16 protein-coding genes are annotated in these 21,710 nt (G+C 65.3%); 3 read left to right on the top strand and 13 right to left on the bottom strand.

The window, feature by feature from the left end:
* Nucleotides 1-5: 5 nt before the first annotated feature.
* The gene (locus AVME950_RS22475) at nucleotides 6-4,922 is read right to left on the bottom strand and encodes a PAS domain S-box protein (RefSeq protein ID WP_284431522.1); all 4,917 of its coding nucleotides are present in this window, start codon (nucleotides 4,920-4,922) and stop codon (nucleotides 6-8) included.
* Nucleotides 4,923-5,324: 402 nt separating this feature from the next.
* Between AVME950_RS22475 and AVME950_RS22470 the strand changes: the two genes are divergently transcribed.
* The 3 genes from AVME950_RS22470 (at nucleotide 5,325) to xth (ending at nucleotide 8,015) form a co-directional block, all read left to right on the top strand.
* Nucleotides 5,325-6,398 (top strand): mechanosensitive ion channel family protein, encoded by a 1,074-nt coding sequence (locus AVME950_RS22470; protein WP_284431521.1) that lies wholly within the window; start codon nucleotides 5,325-5,327, stop codon nucleotides 6,396-6,398.
* Nucleotides 6,399-6,528: 130 nt separating this feature from the next.
* Complete coding sequence (locus AVME950_RS22465) at nucleotides 6,529-6,897, top strand: response regulator (RefSeq protein WP_284427740.1); 369 nt, start codon at nucleotides 6,529-6,531, stop codon at nucleotides 6,895-6,897.
* A gap of 341 nt (nucleotides 6,898-7,238) precedes the next feature.
* The gene (xth, locus tag AVME950_RS22460) at nucleotides 7,239-8,015 is read left to right on the top strand and encodes an exodeoxyribonuclease III (protein WP_284431520.1); all 777 of its coding nucleotides are present in this window, start codon (nucleotides 7,239-7,241) and stop codon (nucleotides 8,013-8,015) included.
* Nucleotides 8,016-8,051: 36 nt separating this feature from the next.
* Here xth and AVME950_RS22455 read toward each other — a convergent pair whose 3' ends face one another.
* From AVME950_RS22455 to AVME950_RS22400, 12 genes are all read right to left on the bottom strand, one after another.
* Nucleotides 8,052-9,188 (bottom strand): hypothetical protein, encoded by a 1,137-nt coding sequence (locus tag AVME950_RS22455; protein ID WP_284431519.1) that lies wholly within the window; start codon nucleotides 9,186-9,188, stop codon nucleotides 8,052-8,054.
* A 668-nt stretch (nucleotides 9,189-9,856) separates the two neighbouring features.
* On the bottom strand, nucleotides 9,857-10,825 hold the full coding sequence (locus AVME950_RS22450; protein ID WP_284411663.1) for a ferritin-like domain-containing protein: 969 nt from the start codon (nucleotides 10,823-10,825) through the stop codon (nucleotides 9,857-9,859).
* Between the two features lie 195 nt (nucleotides 10,826-11,020).
* Nucleotides 11,021-12,637, bottom strand: coding sequence for a nitrogen regulation protein NR(I) (ntrC, locus tag AVME950_RS22445; RefSeq protein WP_284431518.1), 1,617 nt, complete (start codon nucleotides 12,635-12,637; stop codon nucleotides 11,021-11,023).
* Between the two features lie 42 nt (nucleotides 12,638-12,679).
* Nucleotides 12,680-13,753 carry a nitrogen regulation protein NR(II) gene (gene glnL, locus AVME950_RS22440; RefSeq protein ID WP_502869442.1) on the bottom strand — a complete coding sequence of 358 codons (1,074 nt, stop codon included), beginning with the start codon at nucleotides 13,751-13,753 and terminating at the stop codon, nucleotides 12,680-12,682.
* Between the two features lie 5 nt (nucleotides 13,754-13,758).
* Nucleotides 13,759-14,265 (bottom strand): hypothetical protein, encoded by a 507-nt coding sequence (locus tag AVME950_RS22435; protein ID WP_284431517.1) that lies wholly within the window; start codon nucleotides 14,263-14,265, stop codon nucleotides 13,759-13,761.
* A 194-nt stretch (nucleotides 14,266-14,459) separates the two neighbouring features.
* Complete coding sequence (glnA, locus tag AVME950_RS22430) at nucleotides 14,460-15,875, bottom strand: type I glutamate--ammonia ligase (RefSeq protein ID WP_272551879.1); 1,416 nt, start codon at nucleotides 15,873-15,875, stop codon at nucleotides 14,460-14,462.
* A 169-nt stretch (nucleotides 15,876-16,044) separates the two neighbouring features.
* Nucleotides 16,045-16,866, bottom strand: coding sequence for a competence/damage-inducible protein A (locus AVME950_RS22425; RefSeq protein ID WP_284431516.1), 822 nt, complete (start codon nucleotides 16,864-16,866; stop codon nucleotides 16,045-16,047).
* Nucleotides 16,863-17,738 (bottom strand): EI24 domain-containing protein, encoded by an 876-nt coding sequence (locus tag AVME950_RS22420; RefSeq protein ID WP_284431515.1) that lies wholly within the window; start codon nucleotides 17,736-17,738, stop codon nucleotides 16,863-16,865. Before AVME950_RS22420 ends, AVME950_RS22425 begins: the two co-directional genes overlap by 4 nt.
* Before the next feature lie 37 nt (nucleotides 17,739-17,775).
* Nucleotides 17,776-18,819 (bottom strand): sterol desaturase family protein, encoded by a 1,044-nt coding sequence (locus AVME950_RS22415; RefSeq protein WP_284431514.1) that lies wholly within the window; start codon nucleotides 18,817-18,819, stop codon nucleotides 17,776-17,778.
* 38 nt (nucleotides 18,820-18,857) lie between these two features.
* Nucleotides 18,858-19,673, bottom strand: a complete 816-nt coding sequence (locus tag AVME950_RS22410) for a polysaccharide deacetylase family protein (protein ID WP_284431513.1) — start codon at nucleotides 19,671-19,673, stop codon at nucleotides 18,858-18,860.
* Between the two features lie 15 nt (nucleotides 19,674-19,688).
* Nucleotides 19,689-20,648 (bottom strand): YncE family protein, encoded by a 960-nt coding sequence (locus AVME950_RS22405; RefSeq protein ID WP_502869444.1) that lies wholly within the window; start codon nucleotides 20,646-20,648, stop codon nucleotides 19,689-19,691.
* 158 nt (nucleotides 20,649-20,806) lie between these two features.
* Complete coding sequence (locus tag AVME950_RS22400) at nucleotides 20,807-21,547, bottom strand: 16S rRNA pseudouridine(516) synthase (protein ID WP_284431512.1); 741 nt, start codon at nucleotides 21,545-21,547, stop codon at nucleotides 20,807-20,809.
* Nucleotides 21,548-21,710 lie beyond the last annotated feature (163 nt).

Raw genomic sequence — 21,710 nt, 5'->3', positions numbered from 1 at the left:
TCCTGTCATGCGGCCCCGCCTGGTGAAGGCTCGGACCCGTCGAGGTCCGATTGCGCCGCGGCATGCAGCGTGTCCAAGGCCCGCTCAAACTCGAAACTCCGGGTATCCGCTTCCAGCGCGGCGAACGCCACGCCCAACGCACTTTCCAGCACCGGCCTATTTTGCTGCAGATGGTCCACGGCGGCCGGGTCGTCGGCCTGCAGCAGCACCTGCAGGCGCTGCAAGGCCGGGCGCAGCGCCATCGGCGCCGGCTGGCCCGGCAGCGCATCCGCCGGCAAGGGGTCAGCGGGTTGCGCCGCCGCCGCCCAGGCGTCCAGGCCTTCCAGCAGCTCGGCCACGCGCCGGTCCACGCCGTCGCACAGGCGCTGCAGCGTGGCGCTGCGCTGGCCGGTGCGCAGCGCCTGCTCCAGCGCCTCGGCCTCGTGCGACAGCGGCTGTGCGCCGATGTTGGCCGCCACGGAGCGCAGCGTGTGCGCCAGCCGCTCGGCCTGCTCCCAATCCTGCGCCCGCACCGCGCCCGACAGGTCGCGCGCCACGTGCCGCTGGCCTTCGGCGAAGCGGCGCAGCATGTCGGCATACAGCGCGGGCCGGCCCAGCGCGCGCTGCAGCCCGAGTGCCGTGTCGAGCCCCGGCACGCCCTGAGGCGGTTGCGCGGGCCCGGCCACCGCCGCCGCGATCGCGGCCGAGGCCCCGGAGCCCGTCGGGCCGGCGGCCGCCGAGGGCTCCGCCGCCCCGCCGGCCTCGTCCAGGCGCACGCCCAGTCCCGGGCGCGGCCGGATCCAGCGGGCCAGCGCCCGCCAGAGCACCGCCGGTTCGATGGGCTTGGGAACGTGGTCGTTCATGCCGGCGGCAAAGCAGCGCTGGCGGTCGGACTCCATGGCGTTGGCGGTCATGGCGATGATCGGCAGGTTGGAGTGGCGCGGGTCCGCGCGCAGCGCGCGCGTGGCGGTCTCGCCGTCCATCACCGGCATCTGCATGTCCATGAGCACGGCGTCGTAGTCCTGGCGCTCGATGCATTCGAGCGCGGCCTGCCCGTGCGCGGCCACGTCCACCACGAATCCGGCATCGCGCAGCAACTCCAGGGCCACGAGCTGGTTCAGCTCGTTGTCCTCCACCAGCAGCACGGTGGCGCCGCGCACAGCCAGCGGCGGCTGATCGCCGCCGGGCTGGGCCAGGTGGGCCTGCGTGGGCATCCAGCCGTGCTCCAGCGGCTGCATGAGCGTGTCATACAGCACCGAGGCGCTCACCGGCTTGACCAGCACGGTCTCGATGCCCTGGGCGCGGGCGGCGAGCATGACCTCCTCGCGACCGTAGGCGGTGACCATGAGCATCTGCGGCACGCGGTCCAGGCCGATCTCGCGGATGCGGCGGGCCAGCTCGATGCCGTCCATGCCCGGCATGTGCCAGTCGATCAACAGCAGGCCGTAGGGGTGCCGCTCGTCGATGCCCTGGCGCAGCGCAGCCAGCGCCTGCAGGCCGGACTCCACCTGGGTCGTCTCAAAGCCCATGGCCTGCAGCATGTCGGACAGCACGGTGGCCGCCGTCTGGTTGTCGTCCACCACCAGCACGCGGCGCCCGCGCACGCCGGGCGGCGGCCGCAGCGCGGGAGCGGTCATGCCGCAATCGAGCGGCAGCGTCACCCAGAAGGCCGAGCCCTTGCCGGGTTCGCTCTCGGCACCCACCTCGCCGCCCATGAGTTCGGCCAGGTTCTTGCAGATGGCCAGGCCCAGGCCGGTGCCGCCGTAGCGCCGCGTGGTGGATGCATCGGCCTGCTGGAAGCTCTGGAACAGCCGCCCCATCTGCTCGGGGGTCATGCCGATGCCGGTGTCGCGCACCTCAAAGCGCAGCAGCACGCGCTGGCCCGCGCGCTCGAGCACGCGCACCAGGATGTGGATCTCGCCGCGCTCGGTGAACTTGATGGCATTGTTGGCGAAGTTGATGAGGATCTGCCCCAGCCGCAACGCATCGCCCACCAGGTGCGCGGGCACGTCGGCGGCGGCATCGAGCACCAGCTCCAGCCCCTTCACGCCCGCCTTGTAGCCCACCACGTCGGCCACGCCCTCCAGCATGCGGTCGAGCACGAAGGGCTGCTTTTCGACGATGAGCTTGCCAGCCTCGATCTTGGAGAAATCCAGGATGTCGTTGATCACGCCCAGCAGGTGTTGGCCGGCCTGCTGGATCTTGGAGACGTAGTCGCTCTGGCGCGGCGTGAGGCCCGATTTGAGCGCCAGGTGCGACATGCCGATGATGGCGTTCATCGGCGTGCGGATCTCGTGGCTCATGTTGGCCAGGAAGTTGGATTTGAGCGCGGTGGTCTCCTCCGCCATCTCCTTGGCGCGGCGCAGCTCGCGCTCGGCCCGCTGGCGGTCGGTGATGTCCACGAAGGTGCCGATCACGCCGCCCGGCGTGCCATCGGGCCTCTGGAACCCATGCAGCCAGAACAGCGTGTGGTGGATCTCGCCGTCGGCATAGGGCAGGTCCACCTCCTTGTGCACCGACTGCGCGCCGCTCAGCGCGAACTGCGCATCGGAGTCGAAGGCGGCGCGCTCGGCCTCGGACAGGTAGTGCAGGTCCAGCACGGTGCGGCCGATGAGGTCGTCGCGCCGCACGCCGAAGGCGCGCTCGTAGGCGCGGTTGAAACCCACGTAGCGCCCCTCCGCGTCCTTGTAGAACAGCGGCACGGGAATCGCGTCGATGAGCGCCTGCTGGAACACCAGCTGCTCGGCCACCTGCGCCTCCAGCAGCTTCTGGTCGTTCACGTCCACCTGCACGCCGATCAGTCGCCGCGCGCGGCCTTCGTCGTCGCGGATGATGCGCGCCGCGCACAGGAACCAGCGCACCTCGCCATCGTGCCGCACCACGCGCCAGGAGTCCTGCAACTGGCCGTCGCTGCCAGCCAGGGCGCTGTCGATGCGCGCCTGGGCGCGGGCCCGGTCCTCGGGGTGCAGGCGGTCGAGCCAGTCCTGCAGGCTGCGCCCTTGCGGCTGCGGCGGCACGCCGTACAGGGATTCGAGCTTGTCGCTCCACACCAGCCGGTCCGAGGCCAGGTCCAGGTCGAACACGCCCACCTTGCCGGCCTCCTGCGCCAGCGCCAGGCGGTCGTTGATCTCGCGCATGGCTTCCTCGGCCGCGCGCGCCTCGCTCACGTCCTCGATCACCCACAGGCACGAATCACTGAAGCCGTCCATCTCCAGGCCGCGGCCGGACACGCGGGCCTCGAACGTCGTGCCGTCCAGTCGGTGCAGCGTGCAGACCTCCCGGACCGCCTCGCCCGCCGCCAGCCGGGCGCCGGTGCGCTCCAGAAACACGCCATGGCCCTGCGCGCCGCCGAACATCCGCGACACGGAGTGGCCGAGCAACTCGGTGGCCGAGCCTTTCATCAACTCGGCGAATGCCGGGTTGAACTGGCGGAACACGCCGTCGCACACCAGCAGGATGGGCGGCGCGTTGTCGAAGATGGCGGTCTGCTGGGCCAGCAGGTCGTTGAGCAGGCGCTCGCGCCGCTGCAGTTCGTGGTGGGCGGTGATGCGGTCGGTGACGTCCTCGTGCAGCCCGACGATGGCGATGCGCCGGCCCCGCTGGTCGAACACAGGCGAGAGCGTCGCCTCTTCATGGAACAGGGTGCCGTCCGCCCGGCGGTTGATGAATTCGCCGCGCCAGGACTGGCCCGACAGTAGCCGCGCCCACAGTTGCTGGTAGGTCTCGGGTGGCGTCTGGCCGCTGGAGATGACCGAGGGCTTGCGGCCACGCACCTCCTGCAGCGTGCGGCCGCTGTTGCGCTCGTACTCGGTGTTGACCCACTCGATGCGCCCCTGCGCGTCGGTGATGACCACCGCCACCGGGCTGGTCTGCAGCGCCGCGCCCAGCACCTGGAACCGCTCCATCGCGGACGTCATGCGGGCGCGGTGGCGCAGCATCTCCAGCATCATCCCGCCCATGAACAGCAGCAGGGCGAACGTACCGCCGCCGATCAGCCAGCGCCGCGACGGGGGCAGCAGCGCGCTCAAATCGTCCAGCGCGACAAGCTGCCAGGTGCCGTCGGGGTCCTTCCAGTCGAGGGGGTGCTTTTCGAGCGCGTAGGTCGTCCCGTTCACCACCACCTCGCGCGCATCGAGCCGAAACGGCAGCGCCGACGCCACGCCGTTGTCGAAGACCTTGCCGAACTGCCGCTGGTCGCGCACGGCATCGATGCGTGCCTGGGTGAGCGGCGGCGCCATGGCGTAGCGCCATTCAGGCCGGGTGGCCGAAAAGGCCACGCCCTTGGGCGACATCAGCAGCATGGGGTAGCCCGAGCGGGCCATCTGCGCATCGAACGCGTCGAACGACACCTTGACCATCACCACGCCGATGATGGCGCTGGCCGGCGAATCGCCCTCGTACAGCGGCGCGGCGTAGTACAGGCCGCGCTCCTGCGTGTTGCTGCCCAGGGCCGGGTACACGTTCACGCCGCCCCGGATGGCCTGCTTGAAATACGGCCGGTAGGCCAGGTTGATGCCGGTGGACGGCGCGCCCGGCGTCTCGTGCGCCACCACGGTGCCATCGCGCGACAGCACGTACACGCCGCTCATGAGGAACCGGCCGCGCACCACGGCCAAGCGGGCGAGCGCCTCGGGCGCATCGGGGGGCAGCTCGCCGGTCGCCACCTCTTTGAGCGCGGGCTCGCTGAGCCCCAGCAGCGTCACGGCACCGAGGATCGGGCTGCCCATGCTCTGGTTGAGCAGCGAATCGGCCGTGTGCGCCAGCTGGCGGCTGCGCTCTTCCCCCCGGCCCGACGCACGCACGTGCGCCACGGTTTCGACCACCAGCCACGCACCGAGCAGCGCCATGGCGATGACCAGCGCAGCCCCACGGCGCCACCGCGCGTCGCCCATGGCGTGGTCGTGCAGGCCGCCGATGCCGCCGGAGCGGGTGCTCACCGCCATGGGCCGGTACCCCATGCCGCTGGCCGGCCCCGGGGGCCGAAGGCGGTCGCGCAGGCAGCGCGCTCGCTATGCATTCGTGGAGACACCATCACAGTCGCTTTGAACCTTCCATCACGGCAGGACACACACACTGGTCAGGACATGCCTGAGGGGCACGCGCCCTGCAGTATGTCAAAACGTAACAGTTCTTGGAACCTTTTACTTCCAAGCCGTTTCTGGACAATCGGGATGTACCCGCGCCCGGCCCGCTTCGGCCAGGGCACCGCCCTGTCAAAACCGGGGGGTCAACTGGTCCTGTTCGTTTCCCATCTCGCCCGGCCGGCGAGCGGCCGCCCCGAAGCGGCCGCCCATCCCGCCGCCGTTTCTTTTCTTGCCACCCCATCCCAAGGAGCCCCCTCGACGATGCTGGATTTCCTGTCCCTCTCCCCCTGGCTCGCCACCTTGCTCGGCGCCAGCCTGGCCGCAATGGCCGGTGCCATGGCCCACCGCATCGCCGCGCTGCTCGCCCTGCGGGCCACGCGCGGGCTGCCCGTGCTGCAGACCGTCGTGCAGGCCTGCGTCCCCGCCATGCGCGTGCTGCTGCCCCTGTTCGCCACGCAATTGGTCTGGGTGGCCGCGGCCGATACGCTGCCCCACCTCGGCACGGTGCGGCACCTCACGGGGCTGGCGCTCATCGCGGTGACGGCCTGGGCGCTGATCGCCGCCATCGGCGGGGTCGCGGACGGGCTCATCGCCCGCTACCCGGCGAACGTGGAAGACAACCTGACGGCGCGCCGCGTGGCCACGCAGGCCCGGGTGCTGTCGCGCACCGCCATGACGGGCGTGGTGATGGCCGCCGTATCGCTCATGCTCATGACCTTTCCTGGCGCACGGCAGGTGGGCGCCAGCCTGCTGGCCTCGGCCGGCGTGGTCGGCATCGTGGCCGGTATCGCGGCACGGCCCGTGTTCAGCAACATCATCGCGGGCCTGCAGATCGCGCTCGCCCAGCCCATCCGCATCGACGACGTGCTGATCGTGCAGGGAGAATGGGGCCGCGTGGAAGAGATCACGGGCACCTACGTGGTGCTGGCCATCTGGGACGAGCGGCGGCTGATCATCCCGCTGCAGTGGTTCATCGAGAACCCCTTTCAGAACTGGACACGGACCAGCTCGCAGATCCTGGGCACCGTGTTCCTGTTCGCGGACTACCGCCTGCCGCTGGACCCGCTGCGCGCCGAACTGAGCCGCGTCCTGGAGACGGCTCCGGAATGGGACCGGCGCGTGAGCGTGCTGCAGCTCACCGACGTGACCGAGCGCACCATCCAGATCCGCGTGCTGGTCTCGGCCCGATCGTCGGGCCTGGCGTTCGACCTGCGCTGCCGCGTGCGCGAGGCGCTGGTCACCTTCATCCAGCGCGAATACCCGGACTGCCTGCCGCAGGTGCGTGGCCCGCAGGAGACCGCGCGTGCCGACGCATCGCTCGCCCCGTCGCCGTGACGACCACCCACAAACCCCTATTGCAGGAACTCCGTTTGCCACGCGGCGCTGGCGGCCATGCCATGTCTTTTGACATAGGCGGTTGGAGCGCTTGCAGGTATAAAACGCAGTTACTAGAAAGACGAGCGGAATGACCCAAAGGGCGGCGGAAATACTGGTGGTGGACGATCATCCCGAGACGGCGGAGCTGGCAGCGATGGCCCTCCAACTGGATGGTTTTACCGCTGCGATTGCCAACAGCGGCGCGGACGCGCTGAACTACATCGAAAAGCACCAGCCGGCCTGCGTGCTGCTGGATTTCGACATGCCAGGCATGGATGGCCTGGAACTGGCGCGGCGCGTGCGCGACAAGCACAACGACGATATCGTCCTGATCGCCCTGACCGGCTGGACGGACACCAACGACCGCGTCACCGAACTGCTGGCGGTGGTGGACCACCACTTTCTCAAGCCCGTCGATTGGCGGCGCCTCACGGGCATTCTGTCGCCGCTGCGCTGAACGCTTTCGCTGGGCGAAGGTTGCGGCTTCAAGGCGCCGCGCAGAAACCCCTCCCCTGCCTTTACGACGCCTTCGTTCTCCGCCGCGCGGCCTGCCGCCATCGGTTTCCCCGCGCTGCCACTCAGGCCTCTTTTCCCGGGCATTGCAGGCCTTCTCGACCCACAAGCGACACGGCGAGCGGCCCTCCACGACACCGCAGCGACGCCTCGCCCAGCGATTTCGCACGGGCCTTGCCCACCCGGGGGAAAATCGGCGGATTCATCCCCACGCGAAGCCATATGGCCGCAGGCGGAGGATGCTCCGAAGACGAACGGCGCTTGCGCCACCAAGATGGGTCGAACATGAAACTTGCCACCTGGAACATCAACTCCCTCTCCGTGCGCCTGCCCCAGGTGATGGCCTGGCTCGCCGACAACCCCGTGGACGCGCTGTGCCTGCAGGAACTGAAACTGGTGGACGAAAAGTTTCCCCACGACGCGTTGAAGGAGATCGGCTACCACGCGGTGGCCTTCGGCCAGAAAACCTACAACGGCGTCGCCATCCTGAGCCGCAGCCCGCTGCGCGACGTGGTGCGGAACATCCCCGCCCACGAAGACGCGCAGGCCCGCGTGATCGCCGCCACGCTGGACACCCCGGACGGCCCCCTGCGGCTGGTGAATGGCTATTTCGTCAACGGCCAGGCGCCAGGGTCGGAAAAATTCGCCTACAAGATGCTGTGGCTCGAAGCGCTGCACCGCTGGCTGCGTGAGGAACTGCAGGCGCACCCGCGCCTGGCCCTGCTGGGCGATTTCAACGTGGCCCCCGAAGACCGCGACTCGTTCGATCCGGTGGGCCTCAAGGACACCATCCACCACACCGTGGAGGAACGCGGCCATTTCCAGCAGCTGCTGCAACTGGGCCTGACCGACGCCTACCGACTGTTCGACCAGCCCGAAAAGAGCTACTCGTGGTGGGACTACCGCATGCTGGGCTTCCAGAAGAACCGCGGCCTGCGCATCGACCACATCCTGGTGAGCGAAGCGCTGCGGGCGCGCGTGACCGCTTGCACGATCGACCGCGCGCCGCGCAAGAACCCGCAGCCCAGCGACCACGCGCCGGTCGTCGCCACGCTGGACTGACCAACGAAACCGCGGCCCCTCGCGGGCCGGCGGCGGTCAGCGACGGGCCGTGCCCGCCAGCCCCATTTCCACATCCAGCGGCCTGCGGGCGGCGGGCCCCAGGCGCTCCTGCGCCCAGGCCATCACGTTGGGCGCCTGCTGCCAGCCGTCCTGGATTTTCCGGGCGGCGTATGCACCGCCCTGGGCCACATACGGGACCCCGATTTCGATCAACCCCGACATGAGTCCGAACAGCATGACCGACGAGGCCCGCTTGCCCGCCAGCATGCCGGCATCGGCCCGGTCGGGGGGCAGCGATGCCGGCGATCCTGCGAGGTCGATGCTGGCGTTGGCGGCAAAGAGCTCGGACGCAAACAGGCCCACCGTGGCCACCACCGCGACCGGCACGGGCGAGGTCACCAGGGATTTGGCGCCCTGCAGCGCCGACGGGCCCATGGCCTTGATCCTGTCGCCCCAGGAGGTCTGGGTCTTGTCGATGACTTCGGGCAGGTCGTCGCGCAGCAGCATGCGGGCGTCATATGGCACCGTCTGCGACAGCTTCATCACGTTTTTCGCCCCGGCGGCCAGCATGCCGCCGAACCCATCGATGAAAGTCGCGTCGATGCGGTCCGCCCAGGCACGGTTCACGCTGTGGTCGCCCCGGCCCTCGATGGCAGCCTGGATGTAGGGCTCCACCGTCCTGGGCAGGTTCTTGGCCACGTTGAGACCCGCCGAAACGCCCGCGTTCTTCAGAATCTCCGCGTGCGGATCCGGCCGCAACGACGCCGGCAACCGGGCGTTGCCGCCATAGTCGTTGTAGATGCCGGGCTTGATGACGGCCCCGCCCACCACGCTGGTGAACACATCGACCGCGCCCACGCCGACGCCCACCGCCAGCCCCAGCAGCGAGGGATTCCTGAGCAGCGTCAACGGCAGCATCGCCACCAGCTTTTCGTTGGCCGCCGTCATGCCGGCCATGTAGCCCGCGCCGTCGGCAAAGCCCATCCCGATAAAACTCAGCACCGCATCGTGCCGCCACGCCTGGCTCAGGAAATCGTGGAGCTTCTTCGGGGTGTCGATGCCTTTCGTGAAAAGCACTTCGGTGTTGCGCTCCAGCCGCGCGACGACGTCCGGTGCCTGCGCGGCGGTCGGGCCCAGGAGAGCGGCGATGGTGTCCTCGACAACGTCATGCAATGCCTCCTCCCGAGGGAGAGACGTTCTGCCAGAGAAATAGACCGATGTCTGATCGGACATACTGTCGGACAGGTCGACCTCGACGAATGAAGCGGCCTCCAGGAAGATTGACCCAGGCACGGCGGCATGTACGTCTCCAGCCGGCTGCACCGGCCCCGATGGGCGCGGCAATTCGGCCCGGGGCGAAGGCATGGCGGCACCGCCGTTCAGCCGGCCAGAGCGCGGAAAAAGCGGCTGCAGCCCGTCGGAAGAGACCGTGGTGCGCGTACGGGAGCGTTGCTGGGGCTCAGCCCTGTTGGCATTGGCCTCGCGCCGATCGGCACCAGGAAAGCTCTGCCCCCGCTCGGGGACCGGTCGCCGTGCGGATACCGGGCTGCTGTAGATTGCGTTCATGAAATCCCCCCCTTTGTTGTGAACGAAATGGTCGACCGGGTTGTTACAACACCGGTGAACCGCTCACTCTAGGGTTCGTCCATGGACCGTTCAAAGCCCCCATGCGAAGCGCCGCAGCACGATGCGAACGGATGTGAGGAATTGCCCGCAGACGAAAAAAAGCCCCGGGTCCGGGGCTTTGGGGGGATTGGGTTGCAGCGAAATGGACGCCGCCATGGTCACCGCGGTGGCGGTAACAGCGGCTCCTCAGCTTTCGCAGACCGGCTATACAAGCGTTATGCCGCAGCCTGGAAGCGATTGCGCAAGGCACGCACCTCGTCGTGGTTGCGCTGTGCGCCCTCGGCCTGGCGTTCCACCATGGCACGCACGTTCGCCGGCAGGGACGCCTTCAGCGCCTTGCGGTAACGGGCCACGGCCGCGTCTTCGCCGCGCTCGCACTCTTCCAGCACCGCCTTGTCGTCACGGGTGGACATCGCCGCCTTGACGGACACCCAGCCGCGGTGCAGTGCGCCGGACATGGAACCACCGCTGGAAGGCTCGCCGCCGTGGTTGCGGATTTCGCGCTCCAACTCGGTGGCGGCCGCCGCACATTCGCTGGCGTGGCGCAGGAAGATGCCCTTCAGTTCAGGCGAGTCGGCATGCTCGGCCGATGCCTTGAAGCCGTATTCGCCGTCGCGGCAGGATTCGAGCAGGTCGTCCAGCACATCGACCACGTCGTCGTTGTCCACCAGGGCAGTGGTGTTGTCGTAGGTGTTGCCGTAAGCGGAGTCGGAGCCCAGCGTGGTGCCACGGCCTGCGCGCTCCCAGGCGGCGCGGGCAGCGGGGCGGGCCTCTTCCCACTCGAGGCGGCTGGTGGAACGTGCCGTGCCCCAATCGCGGGCCAGGTTGGGTTCGACGGCGTCGAAATCGCCGTCGTAGCGGCCAACTGAACTCCAGCCCAGCTCGTAGGCAGGACGGTATTCGTCATAGGCGCGGCCCTTCACGTAGTAGGGCTCGCGGTCGTAGCTTTCACGCCAGTAGGCATCTTCCACGGTGGGGTTGACCGACTCGGCGGCGGCCTTGCCGGCCAGACCGCCGACCACGGCACCCGCCACACCGCCGACGGCCGCGCCGATCGGGCCGCCGAAGGCACCGGCCGCCGCTCCCGCCATTGCGCCACCAGCAGCGCCGACGCCGGTGCCCACGGGGTGCGCGCCAGGCTCGTTGGTCAGAGGGTCGCGGTTTGCATCGTTGAAATCGGACATGAAGTAACTCCGGTTGGTTGAACAGTGCCTTCATTCTTCAAGGCATCCATTGCGCCGGAGGTCGGCCTGTGCACCGCACGCCTGTAGGACTCGTGCCTGCACAGGCCTGTGTGAAAACACTGGCCGAATATTGCTTCTTTGCTACAAAATTAATAGCTACATGCCGGCGTTTTCATTGCCGTGGAGGCCTTTTTTTCATGCATCTTCGGGCGCGTCCAGGCCCAGCTCCTGGATCTTGCGCGTGATGGTGTTGCGGCCAATGCCCAGGCGCTGCGCCGCCTCCATGCGCCGGCCGTGCGTGGCGGCCAGCGCCGTGCGGATGAGGCGCGACTCGAAACGCCGCGACAGCGCATCCCAGACCTCGGTCTGCCCCCCGGACAGCAGCTTGTGCGCCTCGGCCTCCAGAGCCTGCTCCCAACCCGGCGAGTCCGCCAGGATCGCCTGCGACGCCCCGGCCGGCGGGAAGGCCGTCCCCAGGGCCGGTGCGGCAAACACCCGGTCTTCCCGGGGCGCCGCCGCCGCAGGAATGGCCGGTGCAGTGCCTTGTAAAGCCGGGGCCGCCAGCGTGGAAACCGGCGCCTCGCTGCGCGGCTCCGGCACGGCCGGTGCAGCTTCCAGTGGCGCCGCCGCCACGGGCGCCTCCAGCACTTCGGGCGGGAGGTCCTGCAGCGAGATCACCTGCGCCGGCGCCATCACGGTCAGCCAGTGGCAGATGTTCTCCAGCTGCCGCACATTGCCAGGAAAGCCGAACTGGCCCAGCCGGACGAGCGCGGCGTCGGAGATGCGCTTGGGTTCCACGCCCAGTTGCCGCGCGCTCTGCTGCAGGAAATGCCGCGTCAGCATGGGCACGTCTTCATGGCGCTCGCGCAGCGCGGGCAGGCGCAGCCGGATGACGTTGAGGCGGTGGAAAAGGTCTTCACGGAACACGCCGTCCTTCACCCGGCGTTCCAGGTCCTGGTGGGTCGCCGCGATCACGCGCACGTGGGCCTTGACGCCGGCATGGCCACCTACCCGGTAGAACTGGCCATCGGACAGCACGCGCAGCAGCCGCGTCTGCAGGTCGAAGGGCATGTCACCGATTTCATCAAGGAACAGCGTGCCGCCTTCCGCCTGCTCGAAGCGCCCGCGCCGCTGCGTCTGCGCGCCGGTGAAGGCGCCGCGCTCGTGGCCGAACAGTTCACTCTCCAGCAGGTCTTTCGGGATGGCCGCGGTGTTGATGGCCACGAAGGGGCCGCCGGCCACGGGCGAATGCTTGTGCAGCGCGCGCGCCACCAGCTCCTTGCCAGAACCCGATTCGCCGGTGATGAGCACCGTGACCTGGCTCTGGCTCAGCCGACCGATCGCCCGGAACACGTCCTGCATGGCCGGGGCCTGTCCCAGCATTTCAGGGGTGGCGGTCTGGCGCTCTTCGGTGACTTCTTCGCGCTGGCTTTCTTCGACGGCGCGGCGGATCAATTCCACCGCCTTGGGCAGGTCGAAGGGCTTGGGAAGATATTCAAAAGCGCCGCGCTGGAAGGCCGAGACCGCGCTGTCCAGATCGGAATACGCCGTCATGATGATGACGGGCAGGCCCGGCTGCTGTTCGCGCACTTTCTCCAGCAGTTGCAGGCCCGAGCCACCCGGCATGCGGATGTCGCTCACCAGCACCTGCGGACCTTGCCGCTCGGGATCGCCGGGGGTGATTTCAGCCAGCGCTTCCAGCACCTCGCGCGGGTGGGTGAAGCTGCGCGTCGGCAAGCTCTCGCGTGCCAGCGCCTTCTCTAGGACGAAGCGGATCGAGGGGTCGTCATCTACTATCCAGATCGGCTTCATGTGTTGGTTCTACCTTGTTCCCATGGATTGCTTATCGGGACCTCAAGGCAAGGGAATGAGGATTCGGAAATCGGTGCGACCCGGCACGCTGTCGCACTCGATCAATCCGTGGTGCCGCTGCACAAAGGTTTGCGCCAGCGTCAGCCCCAACCCCGATCCCCCATCACGCCCTGTCACCAAGGGATAGAAAATCCGCTCCTTGATGGCTTCGGGCACGCCCGGTCCGTTGTCGATGACATGCAATTCCAGTGCCAGCCGATAACGCTGCCGGCCGAAGGTGACCTGGCGCGCCACGCGCGTGCTCAACGTGATCAGCGCGTCGCCCACGGCGATGCGATCCGTGAGTACCTGCGCCGCGTTCTGCACGATGTTCAGCAGCGCCTGGATGAGTTGTGCGCGGTCGCCGCGGAACTCGGGAATGGAGGTGTCGTAGTCGCGCTGCACTCGCAGCCCCTGCGGGTACTCGACCAGCACCAGCGACCGTACACGCTCGCACACCTCGTGGATGTTCACGTCGCCCACCAGGTGCGGATGGCGGTGCGGTGCCAGCAGGCGATCCACCAGGCTCTGCAGCCGGTCCGCCTCGTGGATGATGACCTGGGTGTATTCAGTGAGCTCGGGATTGTCGAGTTCCATCTCCAGCAACTGCGCCGCGCCGCGAATGCCGCCCAGGGGGTTCTTGATCTCGTGCGCCAGGTTGCGGATCAACTCCTTGTTGGCCAGCGCCTGTTCACGCAGGCGCTCCTCGCGGTCCTGCCGGGCCTGAGCCTCCAGGGGCCACAGCTCGACCAGGATCTCGCCGGTGTGCTCTGCGACCGCCAGGTGCACATGAACGGGCATCGCATCCTGCTGCTGTGCACGGCGCAGCGCGGCCTCGAAGCGCAGCGCGGCAAAGTCCTGTCCGCGCGCTCCGGCCAGGGCTGTCTGCAGCAGCGCCGGGTCGGAAAAATAGCCGCTGAAGTCAGAGCCTTCGAGCGTGCGCCGCGACAGCCCCAGCATGTTCTCCAGGGACGCATTGGCGAACAGCACGGCCCCGTCGGGTTGCAGCACAGCCACCAGCGTGGACACGAGGTCCAGCGCCTGGTAGCGCGCGGTATCGGATTTGGAAGAAGCCACCACGCTCAGCGATTGGCCGCGGGCAGGCGGGCGAGTTCGCGCTTGATGCCGGCCACATCGCTGTCCGCACGGGCGAGGCTGGCCTTCAGCTCGGCGGTGCGCTCCATCCACAGCTGGGGGTTGCGCAGTTCGAGGGCCGTGCGCTGGGGCTCGCCGTTGTTGTATTCCTTGGCGATCTCGGCCTGACGTGCCTCGGCCTTGCGGAGTTCGGCTTCCAGGATGGCGCGAGCATCGGAGTCCCTTGCGCGCTGGTCGTTGGTGTCCACCCGGGGGGCGTTGGCGGGCGAGGTGCTGGCGCTCGGCGCGCTGCCACCCGAGGCCGCTGGCGTCCCGCCTGGCCGCGCACCCTGCACGACCGTCACATTGCCGCCTTCGACCAGTTTGCAGCCACGCTCCTTGGCCTGGCTGGCATTGTTGGTGTATTCATTGCCGCAGCGGTAGATGCGATCCTGCGACCACGCGGCGGGCGCCACGGCGGCGATGGCCATCAGTGCGATGAGTGTTTTTTTCATTCAGGTTCCTCGCAAGGCATGCCGGCGGCATGCGGGAGATGCCAGGGGAGTATCTCCCAATCGCTGGGCCTCGCCAATCGGCGCCCCCGGTCGGGAGCGGTTATTCGCCCAGGGACCACGGCGCTGGCAGCGCCATGAAAAAAGGCGGCCGAAGCCGCCTTTTGGTGGTGTGTCCCGTGGCCGCAGCCCAGGGATCACAGCGAGTAGTACATGTCGTATTCCACGGGGTGGGGAGCCATGCGGAAACGCGTGACCTCGCCCATCTTCAGGTCGATGTAGGCGTCGAGCATGGAATCGGAGAACACGCCGCCCTTGGTCAGGAAGCCGCGGTCCTTGTCCAGATACTCCAGCGCCTGATCGAGGCTGTGGCACACGGTCGGCACCAGCTTGTCTTCCTCGGGCGGCAGATGGTACAGATCCTTCGTGGCGGCTTCGCCGGGATGGATCTTGTTTTCCACGCCGTCCAGGCCGGCCATCATCAGGGCCGAGAAGCACAGGTACGGGTTGGCCGATGGATCGGGGAAGCGTGCCTCGATGCGGCGGCCCTTGGGGTTGGCCACGTAAGGAATGCGGATCGAGGCCGAGCGGTTGCGGGCCGAGTAGGCCAGCTTCACCGGGGCTTCGAAGCCGGGCACCAGGCGCTTGTAGCTGTTGGTGCCAGGGTTGGTGATGGCGTTCAGGGCACGTGCGTGCTTGATGATGCCGCCGATGTAGTACAGGGCGAAGTCCGAAAGGCCTGCATAGCCGTCGCCAGCGAACAGGTTCTTGCCGTCCTTCCAGATGGACTGGTGCACGTGCATGCCGGAGCCGTTGTCGCCAGCGTAAGGCTTGGGCATGAAGGTCGCGGTCTTGCCGTAGGCATTGGCCACGTTCCAGACCACGTACTTCAGGACCTGGGTCCAGTCGGCACGCTCGACCAGCGTGCTGAACTTGGTGCCGATCTCGTTCTGGCCTGCGCCCGCCACTTCGTGGTGGAACACTTCGACCGGAATGCCCAGGGATTCGAGGATCAGGGACATTTCAGCGCGCATGTCCTGCGTGCTGTCGACGGGGGGCACCGGGAAGTAGCCGCCCTTGACCGTGGGACGGTGGCCGCGGTTGCCGCCTTCGAGCTTGGCGCCGGAGTTCCAGGGCGCTTCGTATTCTTCGATCTCGAACATGACCTTGCCGGGCTCATTGGACCAGCGCACGCCGTCGAAGATGAAGAATTCAGGCTCGGGGCCGAAGAAGGCCGTGTCGCCCAGGCCGGAAGCCTTCAGGTAGGCCTCAGCGCGCTTGGCGATGGAGCGGGGGTCACGGTCGTAGGCCTTGCCATCGCCTGGCTCGATCACGTCGCATTGCAGGAACAGCGTGGTTTCCTCAAAGAACGGGTCGATGTTGGCGGTGTTGGGGTCGGGCATGAGCTGCATGTCCGAAGCTTCAATGCCCTTCCAGCCCGCCACCGAAGAGCCGTCGAATGCGTGACCCGAAGAGAACTTGTCCTCATCGAAATGGGACACGGGCACAGTCACGTGCTGTTCCTTGCCGCGGGTATCGGTGAAGCGAAAGTCAACAAACTTGACCTCGTTCTCCTTCACCATCTTCATCACGTCTGCAACGGTCTTTGCCATCAGGTTCTCCAGGATTTAAGCGCTTGTTGAAAAAAACACCACGAAAGAAAAGCAGGTTGCGTGCCAGCCAGGTGCTGCAATGCACTAAGGCGGAGCACGCCCTCCTCCAAACCTGCCGCGCCACCGAATTTGCACCATTAAAGTGCAAATCATCGAGCGCAGCGTCGTTTCAAATATCTCGCACCATTTCAGGGCCGCAGTTTGCACCAAATTCATGCAAAGCCACCTGCAAAGCGGTCCAGGCGGCAGGTACAAGCTCTGCAGGCCCCTTGACGCCGAGTTCGATATGGCGCCCGTGCACGGGATGGTCCACGCTCGGCAAGCTGAAAACACGTACCGACGCGTGCTGGCTTTCAATGCGCTCCATCAACGGCGTCAAAGCTGCCTCCATCGCGCCGTAGACGACGACGGAGTGCTCGGTTTGGGGCGCACGGTTGAACCACTGCGCACAGTGATGGTCCAGCACCCACTCCACCATCGGCCACGCCATCACGGGAAAGCCTGGCACGAAGTGCACGGCACCACCGGCACTGCCATCGCATGAAAAACCAGGAATCTTGTTGTACGGATTCGGGATGATGCGAGCCCCCTCGGGAAACACCCCCATGTTCAGCCGGTGCACATTGTCCGCACGGTCGGGTTCATAAGCCACGCCCTGCTCCATCGCGACATCCTGCATCCGCTCCCGAATCAGCGATTCGGCCTCCGGATGCAATCGGAGCGGAACGCTCAACGCGCGCGCAGCACACTGGCGGGTGTGATCGTCGGGCGTGGCACCGATGCCACCACAGGAAAACACCACATCCCCGGAAGCAAAGGCTCGCTGCAGGGTTGCGGTGATGCGGCCTGGGTCGTCACCCACATAGTCGGCATAGGCCAGCTGCAAACCGCGCGCGCCCAGCAGCTCGATCACCTTTGGCAGGTGCTTGTCGGCGCGCTTGCCGGAAAGGATTTCGTCGCCAATGATGATGAGTCCGAAAGAGGGGGTCATGGTGTCGGGTTTGCGAGGGCAATGGGGGGAAGGATGGGGGCTGGTGGAGTGCCAACGCCACCACCAGGACCGCCAGCGTGCTCGGCGCGCAACTGCTGCAGCGCGTCCAGCGCGTAGTGGGTAAACCACAAGGAGGAGAAGGCGAACACCAGGGTGTAGATCCAGACGGCCAACGGAATCAGGACGAAAAACGCCGCGGCGAACAACACCCCGGACGCCCAGACGATTCCAGGCGCTGCCCCCAGGTAGCCGCACAAGATGCCGATGGTCAGCAGGCGCATGCGGTGGCGCTTGAAAATGGCTTCGCGCTCCTGTCGGCTCGCATGCTCGGCCAAGGCGTCAAACGCCATGACGCGATAGGTCAGCCAACCCCAGATCAGCGGTGGCAGCACCAGCACCAGCGGTGGAATGAGCCAGAGCGGAACGGACACCACCAGCGCCGCCATGGCGGCCATCGTCGCGCCGAGAGACCATGCCAGGCTGGCCACCATCGACGCGCCGCGCTTGCGCTCCAGCAATGGGAAACGGCACCTGGCCACGACTGTCACGAGCGCAGGCGTCATGATCACTGCGACCACCAGCACCGAAACGATCATGATCACCGGTGTCGAGAGAACCACCACGATCAAAGGAGCGATGGCGGCGGGTGCCTGCTCGATGCCCCAGGCCTGGAACCATCCCCACACCATCGCCAGGATGTCCGATGACTCCAGTGCGGAGCGGACCGCCTGCACCGCAATGCCCCAGAAAAAATGACTGGCCACCCAGGCCAGCAGCAGCATGAGCAGCAACGGCAGCAGGGAAAGCGCAATCACGCGGGGGTGCAGGCAATAGGCGGCCGCGCGCCAGAAGGAATCGATCAGCAATGCCATGGCGCGAGCATAGCGTGGACACGAGTCCAGTCGGCGGCTAGGCTTTGCCCAGCAGGCGCAAAACACCTCGCCACTGCTGCGCCCAGAACCCTTGCCCATAGTTGCGAACGCGGCCATCCGGCCCTGGCTGGACCTGATCACGGACGCCGGTCGGATCGTATCGGAGTTCGAAATTGGCAGTCCGAAAGAGCATGTCCCACCAAGGCAGCAACACGCCGAAATTGCAGCCGCCCAACACCGTGACGGGCTTCTGAACGGGCTCAGCCTGGACATACCGCTCCGCCATCACCTTCGTTGGAGACGGGACTGAGCGCATTGCCACCGATTCATGCCCGATGCCGATCGCATGGTGCAGGCGGTGAAACCGGGGACTCACCCAGAGACGCTCCCCCCAGGGACCGAACCACAAACGCAAATTGGCATGATGGAAGTTCTCGCTCAACTGGGTCAAGGCCACAATGGCCACGAATTGGCCCGGGGCCACACCGATCAGTTGCGCCACAGTGACCACGATGGCATCCCGAAGCAGATCATCCAGAAGGTGGTTGCGGTTGTCGCTCCACATCGTCATTTGCCGCTGCGAATGGTGCAGCGAATGCAGCCGCCACCACCATTCGAAATGGTGTTGTCCGCGGTGAATCCAGTAGTCCAGAAAATCAAACACTGCCAGATAAACCAGCAGGCTGACCCAAGGCAGGTCGGTCACGCCCGGCCATAACGCATCCAGATGGAACGTGCTGATCCCATCCATGCGCAGCGCACCGAAAAATGCATCCCACAACGGATCGACACTGAAAAAAAGCGCCAACCGGAACAAGCCGAGGCGGTGAATCAGTGTGTAGAGGATGTCCGTTCGCACCGCGGCCCGGTCAACCAGGGGCTCCACGGGCCGCCAGCGCTGCAGCGGCGCAATGATTGCCAACATCACGACCAACTGCAGCAATCCGACCAGCAGCCACCCGGTGGCAGCATAGCCATCCTCCAACAGCCCCGCCATGCCCGTTGCGAACATGACAGGCTGAATCACCGACTCGAACAGCCATTGCTGTGCGGTGTCGAAACCGTTACTCAACCAATCCATCGCTCACAACTCCTGTCCTGTCCATCGACTGTTTGGACTCAACGCTTGCCCGCCAGCCAATCACGGTAATCGGGATGGTCATTCAGCGTTCTGAAGCAGAACCCGCGCTGCTTCAACCCGTCGATCAGGGGCTCCAGCACCGTTGGAGCCCACGGGTCTTTCCGCGACCAGATACCCAGATGGGCCAGCAGAATGTCTCCGCCGCGAATATTGTCCAGCGCTTTCTTCAACAACGCTGCATTACTGAATTTCTCACTGGGCAGTTCATCGCCCAAGAAACCTGCCGGCGACCACCCCACGTGCGCATAGCCGCAGGATTTGGCAACGGCCAGAAGGCGAGGCGATGTCTTTCCGCCAGGCGCTCGGAAAAGTGGAAGGGGTGCCTTGCCCGTCACTTCGCGCAGGCGATCGGAAGCCCTTCGTATCTCGGTGCAGTACTGCTCTGCGCTGAGGGTCAAATCCTTGCCTGCCTGGGGGCCAGATGAGGAACGCACATGGAACTGCGGCGCATTCGGCGCACCAGCATCGGCGCGCCAATAGGTATGGTCCATCGTGTGAGAGGCAAAAGCATGCCCCTCTGCCGCCCGGGCATGCCACCACGGTGCCCACGCAGCCCCCAAACTGCCATCGCCCGTTTTTGTTTTTTCATTGGCTGCAAAAAAAGTGACGAGGACTTTTTTTCGTTTAAGCACATCAGCAACCAAGGGGGCAATTTCCATGTGCCCCGTATCGAAGGTCAGGTACAGCGGTTTCTGACAATCGGCAGTTTCGGCCGCTAACGCAATATTGACGGGCACAGATGCTATTAAAAAAATAGCATACAGCCCTAAGAGCGTCTGGTTGCGCAATGCCATCTTTTCCTTGAGTCCTCACCGTGGAGCGTGCTGAAGGGTCCAGACGCCGTGAGGCGATTTGCCCACATTGATTTTCTGAACGACCTTCCGTTCTACCGTGTCGATGACCAGCATCTTGCGAGCCCATCGGGCACTGACGTAGATCCATCGGCCATCGGCAGAAACGTCCATGCAGTCTGGTCCGCCAGGCGCCGGATAGGTATCGACCACTTGACGTTTGACCATGTCGATCTTGCTGATCGTATTGGCGACCCGATTGCTGACAAACACATGGCGCTTGTCACCCGCGCCGCGGAAAGCATGGGCACCGCTACCGGTCTTGATCCTTTGGACGCTGCGAGGCGGATTTTCAGACACGTCGAACACCTCGACGCTATCGCTGCCAGTCAAACCGATGAACAGGAATTTATCGTCTGGGCTTCCGTAGATATCGGCCGGCATGGCGCCGGTCTTGATTCGCCATTTGATCTTCTGGGTTGCGATGTCGATCGCCACAAGTTCATCACTGTCTTGCATCGTGGAGTAGACCGTTCGGCTCTGGCTATCCACCCAAAGATGACTCGGGGTTTTGGCCGTCGCCACCCTTTGTACCAAAGTCAGGTCTTTGCCATCCCAACGATAAAAGTCCACGTGGTTCAAGCGATTGGCCGCGGTGATCAACCACTTCATATCGGGGGTGAACCGCAAATGGTAAGGATCAACAATGCCTCGCACCGTGCGTTGCACTTGAGCGGTCTTCGGATCAATGAAGGTCAGCGTATCTGCCAACGCATTTGCCACCACGAGAGATTTCTCGTCTGGTGTCAGGTACATGTGGTGCGGCTCTTTCCCCGTGGGAATTCGAGAGGTTTCCGTCCAAGTAGCCGGATCAATCACGCTGATATCCGCTTCAAGCGAGTTCAGCACGAACACAGGAGGCGGTGACGAAGGGGCCGCACTGACCACGGTCGCAGCAAAAAAAGTCCACCCCAACAACGCACCGCGGAAACTTCCGCCAAATGAAAACTTCACAGCATGTACTTTCACAACACGCGGCAGTGTAGCCGGTGCAAGTACACCGCATCTGCCCATTCAGGTAACAACCCAGCGCCTCTTCAACCACCCCAAGAGACCAATTGACGGTCGGCGGCAGGCTAGCTCGTCAATGCTGCAAGATCCTTGTCATCAAGCCATTTCCACTGCCCTGGCGCCAGGTCCGCCGGCAATGCCAGATTGCCGACACGCGACCTGTGCAATGTCTCTACCCGGTTCCCCACTGCAGCGAGCATGCGTTTGACCTGATGGTACTTACCCTCCGTCAAAGTAAGGCTTACACCGTGATCGGATGTCTGAACACAAGCAGCGGCTTTTACCGCAACAGGATGGTCATCAAGCACCACGCCTTCGAGCAAGCGAGCAATTTGAACTGCACTCACAGGGTGTTTCGTCGCCACTTCGTACACTTTGGGAACATGTTTTTTGGGAGAACTCATGCGATGAATGAATTGCCCGTCATCGCTGAGTAACAGCAGTCCCGTTGTGTCTTGATCCAAACGCCCTACCGCTTGCACACCCTGTATCGCACTTTTACAAGGTCGTTGTCGCAACGGCACAGGCAGCAACGTATAGACACTTGGATATGTGGAAGGCTTCTGAGAGCATTCGGTTCCAGATGGCTTATGAAGCATCACATAGGCTTTGGGTTGGTACACCCACGTTTCCTCTTGAACCTGAAAACGCAATCCATCCGGAGTTACATCAACGCAGGAATCCACGCAAACGCTGAATGCATTAGCTTCCGGGTCAAACAAGCGCACTAAGCCCCGTTGAATCAACCCTGCACATACCCTTCGTGTTCCGAAACCCTGAGAATAAAGAATATCTTGTAATTGCATGTGACTACAACTGCATTGCTTGATTCAAAATTTTCATTCCCCAAAGCAAAACGCCCCGACATCGTTGGATGTCGGGGCGGTTTGGGCTGTAAGAGCCTGACGATGACCTACTTTCACACGGGAACCCGCACTATCATCGGCGCAAAGTCGTTTCACTGTCCTG

It is taken from the genome of Acidovorax sp. SUPP950 (assembly GCF_030158935.1).
Lineage (GTDB): Bacteria > Pseudomonadota > Gammaproteobacteria > Burkholderiales > Burkholderiaceae_C > Paracidovorax.
The sequence above is the reverse complement of the archived record's forward strand: the minus strand, read 5'-3'. Positions and strand labels throughout refer to the sequence as shown.

Excerpts from the sequence above, each read along its gene's own strand:
- AVME950_RS22425 (WP_284431516.1), bottom strand. The coding sequence starts at position 16,866 with ATGACCCCCTCTTTCGGACTCATCATCATTGGCGACGAAATCCTTTCC.
- glnA (WP_272551879.1), bottom strand. The coding sequence starts at position 15,875 with ATGGCAAAGACCGTTGCAGACGTGATGAAGATGGTGAAGGAGAACGAG.
- AVME950_RS22400 (WP_284431512.1), bottom strand. The coding sequence starts at position 21,547 with ATGCAATTACAAGATATTCTTTATTCTCAGGGTTTCGGAACACGAAGG.
- AVME950_RS22435 (WP_284431517.1), bottom strand. The coding sequence starts at position 14,265 with ATGAAAAAAACACTCATCGCACTGATGGCCATCGCCGCCGTGGCGCCC.
- AVME950_RS22470 (WP_284431521.1), top strand. The coding sequence starts at position 5,325 with ATGCTGGATTTCCTGTCCCTCTCCCCCTGGCTCGCCACCTTGCTCGGC.
- AVME950_RS22410 (WP_284431513.1), bottom strand. The coding sequence starts at position 19,673 with ATGGCATTGCGCAACCAGACGCTCTTAGGGCTGTATGCTATTTTTTTA.
- ntrC (WP_284431518.1), bottom strand. The coding sequence starts at position 12,637 with ATGAAGCCGATCTGGATAGTAGATGACGACCCCTCGATCCGCTTCGTC.
- AVME950_RS22420 (WP_284431515.1), bottom strand. The coding sequence starts at position 17,738 with ATGGCATTGCTGATCGATTCCTTCTGGCGCGCGGCCGCCTATTGCCTG.
- AVME950_RS22450 (WP_284411663.1), bottom strand. The coding sequence starts at position 10,825 with ATGTCCGATTTCAACGATGCAAACCGCGACCCTCTGACCAACGAGCCT.
- AVME950_RS22475 (WP_284431522.1), bottom strand. The coding sequence starts at position 4,922 with ATGGCGGTGAGCACCCGCTCCGGCGGCATCGGCGGCCTGCACGACCAC.
- AVME950_RS22465 (WP_284427740.1), top strand. The coding sequence starts at position 6,529 with ATGACCCAAAGGGCGGCGGAAATACTGGTGGTGGACGATCATCCCGAG.
- xth (WP_284431520.1), top strand. The coding sequence starts at position 7,239 with ATGAAACTTGCCACCTGGAACATCAACTCCCTCTCCGTGCGCCTGCCC.
- AVME950_RS22415 (WP_284431514.1), bottom strand. The coding sequence starts at position 18,819 with ATGGATTGGTTGAGTAACGGTTTCGACACCGCACAGCAATGGCTGTTC.